This is a genomic window from Arthrobacter sp. TJ-170 (assembly GCF_058269305.1).
Map to the genome: position 1 here is coordinate 342,384 of NZ_JBZCNL010000002.1, position 18,300 is coordinate 360,683.

The following is an 18,300-nucleotide window of genomic DNA, read 5'->3' on the forward strand; positions in this document are numbered from 1 at the left end:
CCCAAATCGGGACCGGAGTGCCTTATTCGGTGGCGCCGGACAAGCGGGACTCGGCGTCAAGTGCGCGCTGCAGCGCCTGGTCAAGCCTCCCCTGGGCTTCTCCGTATGCTGCGAAGTCACCGTCAGCGAGTGCCTCCTGACCTTCCTGAATGGCCGCATTGGCATCTTCCAGTGCAGCTCGGAGATCTGCCGCTGGGTCCCCCGTGCCGGGCTCCGCCGGCGTAGTGGGCTCCTCGGTGGGCTCCTCCTCCAGCGGGTCATCCGCCGAGCCCACCAGCGGAGCAGGCAGATCGTCTGTCGTCTCGCCGACATTCTCGCTGTCTCCGGTGACCGCGCCCGAGTCGCCCTGGAACACCTGATCGAGTGCTTCGTCCAGGGTCGGCGCAAAGCCGACCTGCTCCCCGAAGCTCACCAGCACGCGCCGCAGGACCGGGAAGGAGGAATCGCCCGAAGACTGTACATACACCGGCTGCACATAGGCGATTCCGCCACCTATGGGCAGTGTGAGGAGGTTACCGCTGATCACTTCGGAGGCTCCCTGGCGCAGAAGGTTCAGCTCCTGCGAAACCTCGGTGTCCGAATTGAAGAGGTTCGCCGCCTGGCCGGGGCCAACGGCAGAGTCCTGTCCGGACGAGTCAAGCAGTCGCAGGGTTCCGTAGGTTTCCGCCTTGACCCCGTCCTCACCGGTACCAGCGTCGCCGTCCGCTGCGAGGAACCCGTAGAGAATGTTGCGCGGCTCCTGTCCCTCAGGAACGAAGGGGATGAACGGTGTGGTAAGCGAGAAGCTCGCTGATTCCTGGTCCGGCATCTGCAGCGAGAGGTAGAACGGAGGCTGCTTGACCTCCTGCTCGCCCTCTTCGAGAGTTGGGTCGACAGGAACCGCCCAGGCTTCGTTGTTGCTGTAGAAGGGCTGGGTTTCAGTCACGTGGTAACGGGCGAGCAGCTCGCGCTGGACCTTGAAGAGATCCTCCGGATACCGAACGTGCGCCATGAGGTCCGCGGACATCTCGCTGTATGGCTGCAGAGATGTCGGGTAGACATTCTGCCAGGCCTGCAGGATCGGATCCTGATCGTCCCAGGCATAGAGATCCACAGAGCCGTCATAGGCGTCCACCGTTGCTTTTACAGCATTACGAATGTAGTTGACCTGCTCTGCCGGCAAGGCGGTCGAGACCCCTGTAGCGGTGAGCGAGTCGACCGTGGCCGACTGGAGTTCCTGCTGGGTGGAGTACGGGTAGTCGGCCGTGGTCGTGTAGCCGTCTATGATCCACTTGACGCGTCCGTCCACGATCGCGGGGTAGGTGTTGCTGTCGAGCGTGAGGTACGGCGCCACCTTCTCCACCCGGTCAACCGGATCACGGTCGTAGAGGATCTGCGATTCGCTGTTGACCTGGTCGGAAAGCAGGAGGTCAGTGGACTGGAACTTCAGTGCGTACACGAGTCGGTTGAACAAATTTCCCACCATCGGACCGCCCTCGCCCTGAAAAGTGCTCCGGGCCTCCTGGTCTGATTCCTCGGTCTGCGGCCGGTCGATCTCTAGGGGCGTGACACCTTCGGGAGCACCAACAATCGAGTACACCGGAGATTCCTCTCCGAAGTAGATGCGTGGCTCGAAGGTGCTCTCATCGCCGAGCAGACCGGTCGATGGGATACCGTACTGAATAAATTCCGGGCGCCCGTCCGGTTCAACCGTTGATCCGGCTGCAGCCACCACTCCGTAGCCGTGGGTGTAGTACACGTGTTCATTGATCCAGCCGTCGGGCACACCGGCCGTATTGAGCTCGCGGACAGCGATCACAGTGTCCTCGATCTCACCGTCGATCTCATAGCGGTCGACGTTCAGGATCTCCGGGAACTGGTAGTACTGACGGAACTGCTGAAGCTGGCTGAACGCGTCACTGATGAGGTTTGGATCCAGCAGCCGGATGTTGGCTGTGGTTTCGCCGTCCTCATTGAGGGCACCCTCCTGTGGGACTTCCTCCGCGTTGTAGTCATTGACCTTCACTTCATCGAGCCCATAAGCCGCGCGCGTCAGCTCGACATTGCGCTCGATGAAAGGCTCTTCACGGCTGAATTCCGAAGGGACAACCTGGAAGCGCTGGATCACCCACGGGTAGACACCGCCGGCGAGGATGGCAGTAATGACGAGCATCGCCGTGCCGATCACCGGAAGTCGCCAGCGTCCTGCCACCGCAGAGACAATGAAAAGGATCGCAACGATGATTGCGGCAGCCGCCAGGATTGCCTTGGTCGGTATGACCGCGTTCACATCCGTGTAGAGGGCACCTGCCCACTTGCCGCTGCTACTGGTGACTGTGGCGTACCGGTCCAGCCAATAGTTCACTCCCTGCAGGATCAGGAAGAGCGCGGCGAGGACCGCGATGTGGGTGCGGGCAGCTTTGCTGGTGAATAGCCCCTTCTCCTCGAGCCGTATGCCGCCGTATAGGTAGTGGGTAAGTACGCCCGCGATGCCGCTGATGACGACGACGCTGACCAGGAACCCGAGCAGAAAGTTCAGGAACGGCAGGGTGAAGACGTAGAACGCGATATCCAGGCCAAACTCCGGATCCGTCTCGCCGAACGGCACCGAGTTGAAGAACAGGAGCATTCGTTCCCACTGCGATGACGCGGCCGTTCCGGCGAAAGCGCCGAGCACAATCGGAATTCCAATCATGAGCAGCCGGCGGATTGGCTCAAGCTGAGCCTGATACCGGTTCAGGTTGTCCTGCACGCTGCTGTCCGGCGCGTAGATGGGCCGGGAACGATAGGCGATGCGCAGGCTCAGATAAACGCTGGCACCCATGATCAGGAACGCAGCCACGAAGAGGCCGATCCGTGAGAGATTCTCGGTGACAAACACCTCGAGGAACCCAAGCTGGTTGTACCAGAGCACATCGGCGTAAATTTGCGAGAAGTAAACGAAACCTATGACGAGTAGTCCGAGAACAACCAGGGTGGGAACCAGCGGTCCTCGCCGCCGGGTTGGGGAGGAGTACGGTCGGCTAGGGCTGCTACCAAATGGCCGGTCTGGTCCGGATGTCACTATTACCTCATCCTCGGGGGTACTGGTGTGCTGGACACGCGCATGAGCGCGTGGATCCACTGCTGTTCATTCTGCCTTGTGCACGTCTGGGCCACACAATTGAGTTCCGCCCGAGCGGGAGCACCCATAAATCGTTTCCCAATCGTGTCCAAATAAGGTCGGGCACCGATAGTCAGTCCTCGCAGGAAGGGAGCTTTGCGCCGTTGTCGTTCGCTTCTCCAAGTGTGCCGACGGCTGCGACAGCGTCCTCAAGCCTTTCGACGCGGATCACCCGTAGCCCATCCGGAATGTGGCCGATCACTTCGCCACAGTTTGCCGCCGGCGCCAGGAAAACCTCTGCGCCTGAATCCCGGGCGCCAACCAATTTCTGCCGGATGCCTCCGATCGGTCCGACGGCGCCGGAAGAGTCGATGGTCCCGGTTCCGGCAAAGTGCTTCCCGCCGGTCAGTTGCCCGTCGGTCAGTTTGTCCACGATTCCGAGCGCGAACATCATGCCGGCTGATGGGCCGCCTACATTGTTGAGCGCGATCTGGACCTCAAAAGGGAATTCAAATTCGGACATCAGGAACACTCCAAGCTGGTAGTCGCCGGAGTCACCCCTGCGCGGCTCCACCGATTCCATGACGGTCTCGCCGTCCCGGGTGACGGTGATGTCGACGCTCTCTCCGCCCGCCGCATTCAATGCATCCTTAAGCGGTTGCAACGACTCGATCTCCTCGCCCTCGATCCGGGTGAGAAGGTCTCCTTCCTGAAGGATGCCTTCGGCTGCCGACCCGGGCGCGAAGCCCACAACCGAGAGCGTCTCCTCGTAGGGAATCTCCAGGTGGGAGAGCGCTGCTGCAACTGCCGACTCCTGAGAGGACGTCATCGCTTCAGCGTTCTGCTGTTCGATGTCAGACTCCGAGACTTCCGGCGGGTAGACCAGTTCACGGGGCGTGACGGCCTGGGCGGGATCCGCCCAGGCGCGGAAGGCATCAAAGATGCTGACCTGTTGCCCCGGCCCGCCCGCGACGAATACGGTGGTCAGGTCCAGCGCGCCGCCCGTCGGGAAAGTCTCTGCGCCTTCAACGGTGATCAGCGGTTCCTCGTTGATCTCGCCGATAGTGTTGAAGGTGGGACCGGGCGATTCGACAACGTAGGGAGAGGGCAGGAGCACGGCCGCGGCTCCAAGCCCCAGTGCGAGTAAACCCGAAACCGACATCACCGTGAAGCGGGGGTCCCGTTTCATGGCATCATGCTGTGGCCGGTCTGTTTCCCGGGAAAGCGGCTGGGTCAAGAGGTGTCACCTTCAGGTTAGGGGCGCCCTGTGCCCCGGTGCGAAGCGGATGCAAGGGCATCACATCTCAAGCGTACAAGCCAATCATGTAGCCGAGGCGGTGGCTGCTCGCATGTGCTTTGCCTAGAGCGAACTCCCTCGCGGTGTGCAGGACAAGTGCAGAGGCTGAAGGTAACGTTTGAGAGATCGCGACGGACCATAGCTGCACGCTAACTGGGGCGTCATTCGCGCGACCGCAGGGACCGCTCCCGCGGCGCAACATATTTCGAGCATGATTTGACCAAGGACCGGTGGTATCGATGAGTTCCAATCCGTCGAACAACGACGACGACACTCCCAAGGATCCTCTTTCCGAGATGCTCGAGCGCCTGATGGGCGGCAATATGCAGGGGATGAATCCGCAGGACATCGCAAAGGCGGCCGGACTCCCGAACGATCCGCAAGCCATGGCGATGATAATGCAGCAGGTGCAGGCCATGTTTTCGGCTCAGTCCGAAGGCCCGGTGAACTGGACTCTGGCGCAGGATCAGGCGCGGCGGGCCGCTGCTACAGGCGGCGATCCTTCTGTGAGCAGCACCGACCAGCGCGAGGTCGACGACGCCCTGCGGCTCGCGGAAATGTGGCTCGGCCCCGTCACCGACTTCCCCGCCACGGCGCTGCTGGGCAAAGCATGGTCCCGTGCTGAGTGGGTCGAGGCGACCATGGCCACCTGGAAACGACTCACTGAACCGGTAGCTACCAGCATTGCGCTCGCGCTCTCCAATGCCATCACGGAGCAGATGCCGGAAGAAATGAAGACCATGATGGGCGGCGCTACGTCCATGCTGCAGAACATGGGCGGCGCGATGTTCGGGATGCAACTGGGCCAGGCTGTTGGTGCTCTCTCGCGGGACGTCGTCAGTTCGACAGACATCGGTATACCGCTGGCGGAGAACAGCATGGCGCTCCTCCCTGCCAACGTTGCGGCATTCGGGCAAGGGCTGGATGTCTCCGAGTACGACGTTAGGCTGTTCCTCGCCGTCCGCGAGGCGGCCCACGTACGGCTCTTCACTCAGGTGCCCTGGCTGACGGGGCACCTCCTCGGGGCGATCGAGAGTTATGCGCGCGGCATCCACATCGACATGTCCAAGATCGAGGAAGTCGCACGGGACATCGACCCGTCCAACCCCGAATCACTCCAGAGCGCGCTCTCAGAGGGCGTCTTCATGCCTGAACGTACGCCAGCGCAGGATGCCGCGCTCGCCCGCCTGGAGACCACGCTGGCGCTCGTGGAAGGCTGGGTCGATGAACTGACCGCTGCAGCTACCGCGAACCTCGAATCGTCGGTCGCCCTGCGCGAAATGGTCCGCCGCCGCCGCGCTACGGGCGGACCGGCGGAGAATGCCTTCGCTTCCCTTGTGGGTCTGGAGTTGCGTCCACGGCGCTTGCGCGATGCGGCAGCCTTGTGGGAACTCCTGCGCCAGGAGCGGGGAATCGCTGGGCGGGACGCAATCTGGCAGCACCCGGATCTGCTTCCTACGCCGGAGGACCTCGATGATCCGGCCGGTTTCAGCAAGAGGCGTCAGCTGGCTGAATCAGATGGCGCCGATGTTGACGCCGCCCTCGAGAAGCTACTCGCCGGCGGATTCGAGCCCGATGCCGATGAGGCATCGGCATCAGCTGACGAGTCTGACCCGGACGACGGCGCGGCTGATTCCAGCGGGGAGGACGACAACCCACGTTGATCCGTGGTGGCGCTTCGCTTTTAGCGCCCGTTCAGGCTGTGGTCTGCAGCGTATGCCGCGCCGAGCAGGAACGCTTTGGCGGTTTCGGTATGCGGGTAACTCGTCAATAGAGCCCAGAACGTTCTGTTATGTGAGGGCTCGATCAGATGCGCCATCTCGTGCAGAATCACGTAGTCGATGACCCAGTCCGGCATCCCCTGTAGTCTGTGGGACAGCCGGATAGCCCGGGAAGCGGGCGTCGCGGACCCCCAGCGCGAGTTCTGATTGGTGACCCAGCGGATGCTCGCGGGAACTCCCCTGCCCCCCAGAAATTGCGAGGAGAGCTCCGCCGCACGCTCGCTCAGCCCGGCTTCGGAATGGGCGGGACGGACGGCCGTTGCGCTAAGCTTCGCGGTCATTCGTTCCACCCATTGCTTTTCCTGCCGGGCAGTGAAGGAAGCAGGTATCGAGACGACCGCGACGCCGTCGCGCAGGTCCACGCTGACCGTCCGTCGACGGCGGGCCGACCGGCGCACTTCCACCGGGTAAGGTGCACTGCCCGGCGTCATGCAGCTTTTCCTTCACTTCGGACGCTGCGAACCACTCCGCGGGCGCTGTCAGTTACTCTGCGCGAGGACATTCAGTACCGACTCTCCGTAGCGGTCCAGTTTGGCGGGGCCCACACCGGCGAGCTGTGCCAGCTTCTCCAGTGAGTCTGGCCGCGCTTCTGCAATGGCGACCAGGGTGGCGTCCGTGAAGACGACGAAGGCGGGAACGTCTGTCTCCCGCGCGGCCTTGAGGCGCCAGTTCCGCAGCGCTTCAAACGTTTCCTCACTGTAATTGGCTGGGCATTCCTGGCAGCGTCCGATCTTGCGTTCAGCACCCGATCCCAGGACCTTTCCGCACGTGCGGCAGTGTGCAGGAGCCGAGACCTTGCGCTCGCGCCGGACGCTGGGTTGGCGGAAAGAACGCGTGCCCCCGGAGTCCGGGCGAAGGCCGTCGAGGAATCTGGACGGCTTGCGCGATGCCCGGCCGCCGGGGGTGCGCGAAGTGGACCAGGAAAGAGCCAGATGCTTACGGGCCCGGGTGATGCCGACGTAGAGGAGGCGGCGCTCCTCATCCACGGCATCCGGAGTATCGGCGAACGAGATGGGCATCAGGCCCTCGCTGAGTCCCACGAGGAATACTGCGTCCCACTCCAGGCCTTTCGCCGAATGAAGTGACGCCAGCGTGATCCCCTGGACAGTGGGCGCATGCTGTGCGGCCGCCCTCTCCTCCAGCTCGGCAACGAAGTCCTGGAGTGTGAACCCCTGCGCCGAACGCGCCTCGTGAAGCTCGTCAGCCAGCGACACCAGCGCGGCGAGGGACTCCCACTTCTCCCGGACGGCACCTGAGCTTTGCGGGGCCTCACGGGTATAACCGAGGGACGCAAGGACATCACGCACCAGCTGCGGGACGTCGTCGTCCGTTGCTGCGCGGGCCGCGGCTCGAAGCTGCAGCAGACTCTCACGCACTTCGCGTCTGGCAAAGAACCGCTCGGCGCCGCGAAGCTGGTACCCGATTCCCGCGGCCGCCAGGGCTTGCTCGTAAGCCTCAGACTGCCCGTTGGTTCGGTAGAGGATAGCAATCTCGCTCGCCGGCACACCGCCATTGAGCAGTGCTGAGATCCGCCGGGCAACGTCAGCGGACTCAGCTTCGTCATCGCTGCATTCAGTGAAGGTCGGTGCCGGGCCCGGAGGTCTCTGCGCTATGAGCTGTAGCGGCGTGGCCCACGTGCCGACTCCACCGCGCCGCTCTGCCTCGGCCGTGCGGGCGGCGAGCAGCGAATTCGCGAGGTTAACAACCTGCGGTGTGGAGCGGTAGTCACGGACGAGCTTGATGACCTGCGCCTGCCGGTATCTGCTGGTGAAGTTCAGGAGGTGGGCGCTGGTGGCGCCAGTGAAAGAGTAGATGGTCTGGCTGGCGTCACCGACGACACAGAGCTCTTCGCGCTCGCCCAGCCAGAGATCCAGAAGCTGCTGCTGAAGCGGCGATACGTCCTGGTATTCGTCCACGACGAAGTGTCGGTACTGTGCACGGACAGTCGCTGCTACCTTGGGGTCTTCCTGCAGGATGCCCACGGTGATCAGCAGTACGTCCTCGAAATCAATGACGTTGCGATCCACTTTGAGATCTTCGTAGGCGCTGAACAGACGGGCCACCGTTGTGGCGTCCATGCCCGCCGGTTCCACCCGGCCGCTGGCGGCCTCAACGTAGCTGTCCGGTGTCAACATGGATACCTTCGCCCATTCGACCTCGGCGGCGAGATCGCGGATTGTGGCGCGATCAGTGCTCAGCCGCAGCCGCCGCGACGCTTCTGCGAGGAGCTGCGCCTTGTGGTCAACGAGAGCCGGCAGCGTTCCCCCGACGGCCTGTGGCCAGAAGTATTGCAGTTGCCGGAGTGCGGCTGCGTGGAAGGTGCGCGCCTGCACCCCCTGCGCTCCGAGGTCACGAAGCCGTGTGCGCATCTCCGCGGCGGCCCTCGCGGTGAAGGTCACCGCAAGGACCTGCTGGGGCTTGTAGACGCCGGTGTGCACTCCGTAGGCGATCCGGTGCGTAATAGCGCGCGTCTTTCCGGTTCCGGCTCCTGCAAGAACGCAGAGAGGGCCGCTCAATTGGGATGCAACAGCCCGCTGTTCGTTATCCAGGCCGGCGAGAATCCGTTCTTCGACCGAAGGCTCCACTACGGTCTCCCGGAGGACGGCTCTTCATCGAGGGGGCCGCCGTACCAATGTTCAATGAGCGAACGGGCGATGGACGCACCGGACGCCACCGACAACCGTTCCTCCTTCAGGCCGACGAACAGTTCCTCCCTGGTGAACCAACGCACGTCCCGGATCTCGACGCCGTCCGGAACGGGCACAGCGTGGGAGGCTTTCGCCGTAAAGCCAAGCATGAGTGAGGCCGGGAAAGGCCAGGGCTGCGATCCGAGATACGTGGGCGAGTGAACTACGATGCCGGACTCCTCTTCCACCTCTCGCACCACCGCTGCTTCCAGCGATTCGCCGGGTTCAACGAAACCTGCAAGCGTGGAGAACCGGTTTTCCGCCCAGGTAGCGGACGAACCAAGGAGCAACCGGTCTTCCTCGTCCGTCACGGTCACGATGATCGCAGGATCGGTCCGGGGGTAATGCAAGCTCTCATCAGCCGGGCACCGCCGAACCCAGCCACCGTCAATGGGTTCCGTGCGATGTCCGCAGCGCGGGCAGTGGTTGTGGGTGGCATGCCAGTTCGAGATTGCCGTAGCCTCCACGAAAAGCCCCGAGTCCTGCGCCGGCAGACCGGCGGCTGCATCGCGTAGACCCAGCCACGATTCTTCAGGCGCGATACCGGGCTGCACGCCCTCATGTTCCACCAGCACGATATGTGTTCCGGCAGGCATATCTGCCGTGGTTTCCACTGTGCTACCGAGATAGATGGGGTTTTCCGGACGCTCCACCTCCCCGACTGGGCTCAGCACCAGTCGGTTGCCCTGGACAGGAGAACGCTGTTCAGCGAGATGAAGGATGCGGGTTTCCGGTTGCACCCACAGCCGGTCAAACAGATCCGGAGCGATGCGGAATACCGAGCCGCGATCAGCGGAGCCGCGTGCCAACGGCAGGGATCCGAGTGGGGGGAGGCTGGCGATTCCGGCTGCTTGCATGCCGACGGCTTGGGTCATATTTCTACGGTACGGTCCCGCACCCCCAAAAGGACATTCGAATGGGAATTTCTGGAGGATTAGTGAGGGCGAGCAGCGACTCGCCGCACAGGACATTCGAGCCGGTGACCTCGCGCGCTTACGGTGGATGTGTGAAACGCTCACCGATGGAACTTGCGGCCCTTGCCAGCGCGGCCGTGCCGGGTCTCGCCCCGACGGGCGTCTCCAGTACCCCCGACGACCCGGCTGACTTCGAGTCGGCTCTGTTGATCGACAGCTCCGGCAAGCAGTGGCGTGTCCGTGCGCCGCGGCACGCTGAGGCCAGTATGCGGCTTGAAACGGAACTTCAGGTGCTGCGCGCTTTCACCCCGGGTGTACGGGCAGAGCTTCCGTTCCTTGTTCCGCATGTTGCTGGCACCGTGCGCCTCGGGGACCTGCGCACATTCGTGTATTCCCACATCGAAGGATCCACTCGGTCCCTTGAGGAACTTGCGGCCGGCGGCCCTGAACTGGCACGTGAGATCGGCAAGGCAATTGCCGCCCTCCATGAGTTGCCCAGAACACTCGTCAGCGAAGCCGACCTGCCAGCTTATGAAGCCAACGAGGTACGGCAGCGGCGGCTCAATGAGCTGGATCAGGCTGCCATCACCGGCCGGATCCCGTCTGACCTGCTGCGCAGATGGGAGCATGCGCTGGAAGATGTCTCGCTCTGGCAATTCAACCCCACCGTGGTTCACGGCGACATCCACGAAGACAATCTGCTCCTTGCGGCGGGGCGGGTCTGTGCTGTGACGGGCTGGACCGACCTGTCGGTGGGAGACCCCGCAGACGACTTCGCCTGGCTTGCAGCGACGCAGGACACGCACTTCGCCGACGAGGTGCACGAGGCTTATGTCAGTGCCCGGTCAGATGCCGCTGACGACCATCTGTTGCGGCGGGCTGCCCTTGCCGCGGAGTTCGCCCTGGCGCAGTGGTTGGTGCGCGGACTTGCCCTTGACGATGCCAACATGATCGCAGAGGCCGAAGAGATGATGCGGACTCTTTCCGCTGACCTCGCTGCCGAGGAGGCAGCACTGGCAGCCGAAGCCGCCGACGAGCTAGCCGCCGGAGACCATGGAGTCACCGAAAGGACTGAAGACGAGCCGGACAACGCTCACGACGGCCATGTTGGCGGAGTCAGTACTGGTAGCGCGCCAGTTCGTCCGAACGTTGGCGGTGCTGAGGACGAAGCCGGCGGAACAGCCACCAGTGCGCCTCAGGGCCCGGAGGATCTCGAAACCTCCGCCCTGCCCGTTGTACCGCGCCCCTGACCTCCAGCCCCACCTGCGGTCGCCCGCCGGATGATGCCTTCCAGCGCACTGTCATCTGCCAGGTCGTGTGGCCGCACCAACAAGTCCTCGCCGACGTAATAGAACGCCGCCCGCACCGACTCCAGGGGGATGTCAAGCAGGCGTGACCACGCCAGGCGGTATACGGCCAGCTGGACTGATTTCGCTTCCCGGCCTCCCGGTGCGGGGGGCCTACCGGTCTTCCAGTCAATGAGATCCCACGCGCCGTCGTCATCCTTGAAGACGGCATCGATCCGGCCGCGGACAACAAGCGACTCCACGCGGGTTTCCACGGGCACCTCAATGCCATGAGGAACACGCCCAGCCCACGTGGACTTCCTGAAAGTATCTGTGAGCTGCTCAAGCTTCAGCCCGTCGTCCACAAAAGAGTCGGCGGCCCCGGGGAACTCCCCCAGGTTCAGCATCCCGGTAGTGCCGTAAAACTCCTCGATCCAGGCATGGAAGGCAGTACCACGCCGGGCAGCGGAACCCGGACGGCGTGGCACAGGCCGTCGTAGCCGCCTTGCCACGCCCGCGCTGTCCTCAGAGAGTTCGACCATCAGGGAAGCGGAGATGTGGGTGGGAAGTTCGACCGGTGCGGGTCTGAACCTGTGCTGCTGCCTCGCGAGCGCCGTTCGGACCTCATCGCTCCAGCGCCCGGACGGGCCTGAGTCCCTGGTGCCCGGTTCCGGGTTGGCATGCCGACGTTCATCCGCCGCTCCCAGGACAGCCGCTGCTGCTCTTTCCATGGGATCGCGGCGCTGACGCAGCGGGTCAATGGGCCAGACCGCCCTGTCGCTTTGGGCACGGGCGGGATTATCATCCCCTACGGCGCCGTCCTCGATCCACGCGAGTTCCCGATATCCGCGTTCGCCTGCTGCCGCGAGTTCCCGCAGCTGCTCCAGATAGCGGGAGGGAGCGGTCGGCTTGGACCGCCCCCCTCCCCACGCTGACGACGTGCAGACGAGGACATGGCGAGCGCGGGTCAGGGCAACATAGGCAAGCCGCCGTTCTTCACGTTCGGTATGAGTAAGCGCGTCTTCAGCGAACAGTTTCTCGCTTTCGAGCCAGGACCTCTGGTCGGGCTGGTCCCAGTCCCACTGCGGCAGTTCTGCCGCGTCGCCGCGCAGCGGCCAGGGCACTGAGGAATCCCCCGAACTCCAACGCGAGCCCGTCCCACTAGGGAATGAGCCCTCATTCATGCCCGGTACCAGCACCACATCCCATTCCAGACCTTTGGCTGCGTGCACGGTCAGCAATTGGACCGCTTCCCTGCTTGTCTCCAGAGCAGTCACGGGGAGGCCGTCCTCCTCAGCATCAGCGGCTTCGAGCCAGGCCAGAAAAGCGGGCAGGTCGATGCGGTCGGAGGTTGAGACGAAACTGCTGACTGCGTCCGCGAAGGCGTCAAGATTCCGTCTTGCTTCGTGGACGCTCACACCCGGCTTCGCCGCAAGCTCGATGTCCAGAAGGAGAGTCTGCTCAATCTCGCCGATCAGGGTATGCAGATCATCACCTACTGACTGGCGGAGCCCGCGCAGTTCGTCCCGCAGCAGCACGAGCCGCTCCCTCGCTGTGTCCGACAGGCCCCGGCCGCTGCCCGAGACCCACCCCACCGGCGGGAGATGGTCCACGGCGTCAACGAGGCTCGCCGGTTCCGCATACTCCATGGGCGTGAACTGCTGCTCCTGGTCAGGATTCGGTGCTTCCGATGCATCAGCCGGTTGTGCGGTGTTCGTCGAAGGCTCTTGCGCGTACGCACGGAGTTGACTCATCCGGACATCGCGATCATAGGCCAGCTGGCGCGCCCAGTCACCGAGGGCCATGAGGTCCGCGCTGCCCAGGCGCCAGCGCGCTCCGGCCAGGAGGCGCAGCATGGCGTCGGACCGTTCCGGATCCCCGAGAACCCGCAGTACGGAGAGAATCTCGATGATCTCCGGTGTGCGCAGCAAACCTCCCAGTCCGATGATCTGCACCGGTATGCCTGCCGATTGGAGCTCCCGACGCAGAGGTTCGAACTGCCGCCGTCCACGGCAGAGGACGGCAATGGTGGGGCGGAGGGGCTGGCCGTCGCCGTCCACGTCAAAGAATCGGCGCCGTTGCGCTTCGATGAGACGCGTCAACGCGGCTGCCTCATTGGCGTGCGGGTTATCCGGCGCCGAGAGGTCCATAGGGTGAGCGGCGCTCTCGGCGAAATAACGGGCGAGGTACACCTCCCCCACGGGTGCCTTCGGTCGAGGAAGCAGAGCGGGAACCTTCAGCTGATGTTGTGGTCCCAGCCATGGCGGCGGGACATTGAGGGAATCAGCCACAGCGTTTGCTGCCTCAAGAATGCTCGTGGAGTTCCGCCACGCCACCGAGAGATTCACCATCGGTGCAGGCTCCAGAGCAGCACCGGCGTGGACCGGGAAACGTGATCTGAAAGTCCCGAGCTGACCGGCGGAGGCACCGCGGAAGCCATAGATGGACTGATGCGGATCCCCCACCGCCGTTACTGATCTGCCGTCGCCGAACAGTCGGGAGAAGAGCACCATCTGCGCGTGCGAGGTGTCCTGGAACTCGTCGAGGAGAACGACCGAGTACTTCTGTCGTTCGACGTCAACTGCCTGCGGCACCTCGCTGACAATACGGGCGGCCAGGGATACGAGGTCACCGTAATCCAGTTGTCCGGACTGATGCTTTGCGGCTGTGTAGCGCTCCACCAGTTCGGTGACGGTGACACGGGTCCGCAGCTTGTCCAGGAGATCCTTCGTGCGCTGCGTAGCCGCCTTCGGCTTTCCCAGCTGGTGGGGACGTGCGCACATCGCGTCGATCTGTTCCAGCAACGTGGACCTCGCCGCGGCCGGATCAACGAGGTGCTCTGCGCATTCGGAGGCCATGGTGAGTACCGCGTTCGTCAGTGTTGTTTTTGCTGCCGACAGGTGCTCCCATGGCCCCTGATAGGACTCCACGATCCTGGCGGCCAGCTGCCATGACTGCGCCGTGCCCAGCATGACGGCGTCGCGTTCCACTCCGATACGCAATCCGTAGTCCTGGACTATGCCGTTGGCATAGGAATGGTACGTGGAGATGGTGGGTTCCAGCCGGTCCTCGGCGGAGTCGTGGGCGCTCTCGCCCTGGGCACGGTACAGCGCCAGGAGCTGCTGTCGGATGCGGGCAGCCAGCTCGCCGGCCGCCTTCCGCGTGAAGGTGACGCCGAGTATCTGTTCGGGACGGACCAGTCCGTTGGCGACCAGCCACACTACGCGGTCGGCCATGGTCTTGGTCTTGCCTGAGCCTGCGCCCGCAATAACCAATAGCGGCTGCAGCGGCGCTTCTATGATGCGGGTCTGCTCCCCGGTAGGGTACAGGGCTTCCGCGTCACCGCCACCGGCAAGCACCCGTGCCAACGCCTCTGCCGAGAGCTGCGGCGCCGGATCTGTCTGGGCCTGCCCGTGTGCCGTCTCGATGCTCATTCGGTCACCTGTCTTCCTTCAACGCACAGCGGGCAGATTTCCGGGAGTCGGCAACCGACTCCGCCGTATGACGACCGTTTTGGATCGTGAACGGCTTCGAATTCGGCAGCGGACATCAGGCCTGCTGCCTGCTCGATCATCTCGTGGGCCCAGGTATCTTCCTGTCCGAGCGCCGGCTGATCCTGCACCTTGGGAGATTTTGCGCTGGTACCGAGATGCACGAGAGCAGCACCGCCGACCGGCAGCATCTGGCGGGATTCGGCGTCTGCCCCGGCGACGTCTGCCTCGACAAAGCCCCCGGCAACCGCAGACACCTGGTACGCGGCAAGTTGTGGATGGGTGGGCACCTCGGGGTCCGGTGGGGAAGACTTCCCGGTCTTGAGATCCACTATGAAAAGGCAACCATCATGGGTGATTTCAAGACGGTCGACCTGGCCGCGAAGACGAGCCTGTCTCTCGATGCCGTCGACCGTGACGGGAAGATCCACGCTGAAGCTCACCTCGGTGCTGGCCAGGGAACGCTCGGCTTTCCTCATTTCCGCTAGGTAGGCCCCCAATTTTCTCACCATCTCTTCGGCCCTTCGAAGGTCCGCTTTGGATTCCCAGGTGTCCTTCATCCCGAGCGTCGGCCAGCGGCGGATCAGTTCCGCGACGTACTGGTTCCCGGTGGCGTCGGGGATGTCCTGTGCAATCGAGTGGACGAGCGTTCCTAGTGACCGTGCGAAATCGGTGGGCCGTTCCCCTCCCGCCGCGGAGACGAACCAGTTCAGCGGTGAGGCAAGCACTGCCTCCACCTTCGAGGGCGAAACGGGAATAACAGCATCCCCGGGCACCACCGGTTCAGTGGAGGAAAGCCCCGCCAACCCCCACCATTGGGCAGGATCGGCGCCAGGGACCCGCGGCTGGTGCAGCACCATCGTGCCGAGATGCTGGACGGCTTCATACGCCATATCCGGACTTCGATCGGGCTGCTGGGCGTACTTTCGAAGTTCAGCAACAAGTGCGCGAAGGGTGAGTGGCCGTTTCACCTCTGTGCGTGGACGTTCGTAAATGCCCTGCGGCAGCGGGTCGAGGATATCGAGGAAGGATGAAGGCTGCTGGTCCTCCGACGAGACCGCCACACAGACCAGCTCCTCGGAGGCCCTGCTCACCGCCGTAGAAAAGCTTCGCAGCTCATCTGCGCGGGTGAGTTGCATGAGAAAGAGCGGATCGCGATGGCGGCGGAAGTCCCTGCCATGCTCGAGCAGCGCTACGAGGTCCCCGGATCCCAGCAGTTCCCCCCTGATGCGCAGGTTGGGCCAGACTCCCTCCTGCACTCCTGCCACGATCACCACCGGCCACTGGCGCCCGGCTGCTGCGGCCGGCGTCATGATGGCAACCGCGGCACCCTTCTGGGCGCGTGCTGCGAGGGTGTCCATCGGGAGTTCCTGGCTCAGCAGATACTCGAGAAACCCGGTTGTTGGAGCACCGGGCATCTGGTCGACGTAACGTTCAGCGGTCTGAAACAGCGCGACTACGGCGTCCAGGTCGCGGTCCGCGCGCGCAGACGAGGATCCCTGCCTCAGGGCCGCTTCTTCCCATCGGGAAGAGAGCCCCGAAGCGGACCATACGGACCACAGCACTGTCTCGGGCGTACTTGCCTCGTCCTGCAATGCCTCACGGCCGGCGCTCAGCATCGCGTGCAGGCGACGAGCGGGGCGGAGCTGGGGGCGAGGGTCATCGATCACAGCCTCGCCGAGCAGATCGACGATCAGCTGATCGGAATCCCTCGCCCCGCCGACCGCGCGTTCCTCCTGCCTGAGGAGTTGGCGCATACGGCGGATCTCGAGGGGTCCCACGCCGCCTACTCGCGACGTCATTATTGAAACAGCCCGCTCGGCGTCGAGTTCCTCGACGCCGGTCACGACGGCGAGTATGTCCAGTAACGGCCGCACCGCGGGTTCGTCACGGATTGCGCGCTCCGCAGGCGGAACACTGACCGGAATGTCCTGGCCTGCCAGATAGCGCTGGAGTTCCGTCACATGCCCGCCGGTTCTGGTGATTACGGCGATTTCATCGAAGCTCCGGCCCTGTTCCACGTGGGCTTCAAGTATTCGCTGGGCTATGTAGCGCTGCTCGTGGTAGCCGGAGTCAACCACATGAACGGACAGAACGCCGCTCGGCGGGGAGTCAGGGAGATTTGGAACGAGCAACCTGCGGTAACCCAACGGCGTCCCGCTCACAGGAGTCCTTGAGGCGATGGACTCCCACCCCGAGGGAAGCTTCCCCGTCAGACGGTGGGAGGTGGTCAGCTGAACAGTGCATACATCACCGAGAATCTCCGGCAGGCGCGCAGCCAGCTCCGGGCGGGCACCCCGAAAACCTTGCACTGCGGTGTCAGGGCAGGCTGTGATCAGGGTGTCCCTGCCCTCCGCGAGGACACCGCAGAGTGCATGCATGGCGGTGTTCGATTCCTGATAATCGTCGATCAGGATCAGCGCGTACTTGTCGCGTTCCTCAGCACAGAATTCGGGATTGTTTTCGAGGATGCCGCGGGCGGCGGTGAGGATTCCGGCGGGATCGAAGGCTTCGGGCATCCTGAGATCCAGAACATCCCGGTACTCGCTATACAGCGCAGCCGCGGCCACCCAATCGGGTCGGTCGAACCTGCGCCCGAAATCAGACAGTTCTTCCGCATGCAGGCTGTATTCGCTGACCCGGTCGAAGAGCTCCCTTACCTCCTGACGGAAACCCCTGGTTCCGAGCGCCAGCCTCAACTCCTCCGGCCAACGGGACTCCAGAAGGCCAATCCTGCGGTGACCCTCAAGAAGCTCCTTGATGATCAGGTCCTGTTCTGCACCCGACAGGAGCCGCGGGGAACGCGTCACCTCGGGCAGCAGCCCTGCCACGCGCGCTCGCCGGATGAGGTCAAAAGCGTAGGACGACCAGGTGCGGGCAGGCGGTGCGCTGAGACTGCGGTCCAGCCGGGTTGTCACCTCATCGCGCAGACGGGCTGCCGCAAGCCGCGTAGGCGCCATGATGAGAATGCGGCCCGGCTCCACCTCCCCGTTTCGGATCCGGCTGACCGCAGTTTCAATGAGGAGTTCTGTTTTACCGGTTCCCGGTCCCCCAAGAACGAGCACCGGACCCGCGCCCACGCCCAGGGAAAGCACGTCCTGTTGGTCCCTGCTGAGGACCGGGCCCGGTGCGACCGCCGCTGCGTTGGAGGGCAACCGTAGACTGGCCGGAAGCAGGGAAGCGGGATTGACGCGAGAGGAACTGCTCATGCTTTCACTCCATCATCCGGCTCCGACAATTTCGATGAACCGCCCGCTTCACCGGGAATGCCGCCGGGAATAGTGCCAGGAACGACCCTCTCCACACGCGCGCGGATACGTTGCAAAGCCTCCTGCTCTGCGGGCGTTGGCGTCCAGCGGGACCTCGCAAGATCAACCCGCTGCTCCGCGTGCACACCTGCCCGCCGGTTGCGGGCGGGCGCCCGCAGCGCCGTCGATTCCTTGCGATAGTGTTCGACGGCGGCAGCTGCCAGTCCCTGCGGCGGCCTCCCATCGGCGCGAAGTACGCGCCACCACGGCACATCATCACTTCCCCGCGACATGATCGCTCCCACCTGTCGCGGCCCGCCCTTCTCAAGGATCTCCGCTATGTCGCCGTATGTGAGCACCTTCCCTGCAGGTATCAGGCTTACGATGTCCAGGACCGCCTCTTCGTAGTCCAGAACCCTGTCGCGCACCCACCCAGCCTATCGAAGCCGACTCAGGAGTCGGCCATACCCGAACCGGCGCAGTTCGAGCCGGACCGGAATGTCGTAGCCGACGG

General features: G+C 63.7%; 10 protein-coding genes. 2 read left to right on the forward strand and 8 right to left on the reverse strand.

All coding sequences use genetic code 11. From position 1 onward, the window contains the following. Positions 1-22: 22 nt before the first annotated feature. Both AC4D1W_RS05550 and AC4D1W_RS05555 read right to left on the reverse strand, forming a co-directional pair. Positions 23-3,043, reverse strand: coding sequence for a UPF0182 family membrane protein (locus AC4D1W_RS05550; protein WP_490898080.1), 3,021 nt, complete (start codon positions 3,041-3,043; stop codon positions 23-25). A gap of 172 nt (positions 3,044-3,215) precedes the next feature. Continuing rightward, complete coding sequence (locus AC4D1W_RS05555; protein WP_490889410.1) at positions 3,216-4,271, reverse strand: YlbL family protein; 1,056 nt, start codon at positions 4,269-4,271, stop codon at positions 3,216-3,218. Positions 4,272-4,618: 347 nt separating this feature from the next. Here AC4D1W_RS05555 and AC4D1W_RS05560 point away from each other — a divergent pair, with 347 nt between their 5' ends. After that, positions 4,619-6,043, forward strand: coding sequence for a zinc-dependent metalloprotease (locus AC4D1W_RS05560; protein ID WP_490898081.1), 1,425 nt, complete (start codon positions 4,619-4,621; stop codon positions 6,041-6,043). A gap of 20 nt (positions 6,044-6,063) precedes the next feature. Here AC4D1W_RS05560 and AC4D1W_RS05565 read toward each other — a convergent pair whose 3' ends face one another. Genes AC4D1W_RS05565 through nudC form a run of 3 tightly spaced genes read right to left on the reverse strand, consistent with a single transcriptional unit; the run spans position 6,064 to position 9,722 of the window. Continuing rightward, the gene (locus AC4D1W_RS05565) at positions 6,064-6,591 is read right to left on the reverse strand and encodes a M48 metallopeptidase family protein (RefSeq protein WP_490898082.1); all 528 of its coding nucleotides are present in this window, start codon (positions 6,589-6,591) and stop codon (positions 6,064-6,066) included. A gap of 48 nt (positions 6,592-6,639) precedes the next feature. After that, positions 6,640-8,745, reverse strand: coding sequence for an ATP-dependent DNA helicase UvrD2 (locus AC4D1W_RS05570; protein ID WP_490898083.1), 2,106 nt, complete (start codon positions 8,743-8,745; stop codon positions 6,640-6,642). Then, a complete protein-coding gene (nudC, locus tag AC4D1W_RS05575; RefSeq protein WP_490898084.1) occupies positions 8,745-9,722 on the reverse strand; it encodes an NAD(+) diphosphatase in 978 nt (325 codons plus the stop codon). Before nudC ends, AC4D1W_RS05570 begins: the two co-directional genes overlap by 1 nt. A 131-nt stretch (positions 9,723-9,853) precedes the next feature. Here nudC and AC4D1W_RS05580 point away from each other — a divergent pair, with 131 nt between their 5' ends. Then, positions 9,854-11,011, forward strand: a complete 1,158-nt coding sequence (locus tag AC4D1W_RS05580) for a macrolide 2'-phosphotransferase (RefSeq protein ID WP_490898085.1) — start codon at positions 9,854-9,856, stop codon at positions 11,009-11,011. On the opposite strand, the gene AC4D1W_RS05585 is transcribed toward AC4D1W_RS05580, so the two are convergent. Genes AC4D1W_RS05585 through AC4D1W_RS05595 form a run of 3 tightly spaced genes read right to left on the reverse strand, consistent with a single transcriptional unit; the run spans position 10,957 to position 18,214 of the window. Beyond that, on the reverse strand, positions 10,957-14,481 hold the full coding sequence (locus tag AC4D1W_RS05585) for an ATP-dependent helicase (protein WP_490898086.1): 3,525 nt from the start codon (positions 14,479-14,481) through the stop codon (positions 10,957-10,959). The two genes, AC4D1W_RS05580 and AC4D1W_RS05585, sit on opposite strands and share 55 nt — an antisense overlap. Continuing rightward, the gene (locus tag AC4D1W_RS05590; RefSeq protein ID WP_490898087.1) at positions 14,478-17,747 is read right to left on the reverse strand and encodes an ATP-dependent helicase; all 3,270 of its coding nucleotides are present in this window, start codon (positions 17,745-17,747) and stop codon (positions 14,478-14,480) included. Before AC4D1W_RS05590 ends, AC4D1W_RS05585 begins: the two co-directional genes overlap by 4 nt. After that, the gene (locus tag AC4D1W_RS05595; protein ID WP_490898088.1) at positions 17,744-18,214 is read right to left on the reverse strand and encodes an MGMT family protein; all 471 of its coding nucleotides are present in this window, start codon (positions 18,212-18,214) and stop codon (positions 17,744-17,746) included. Before AC4D1W_RS05595 ends, AC4D1W_RS05590 begins: the two co-directional genes overlap by 4 nt. Positions 18,215-18,300 lie beyond the last annotated feature (86 nt).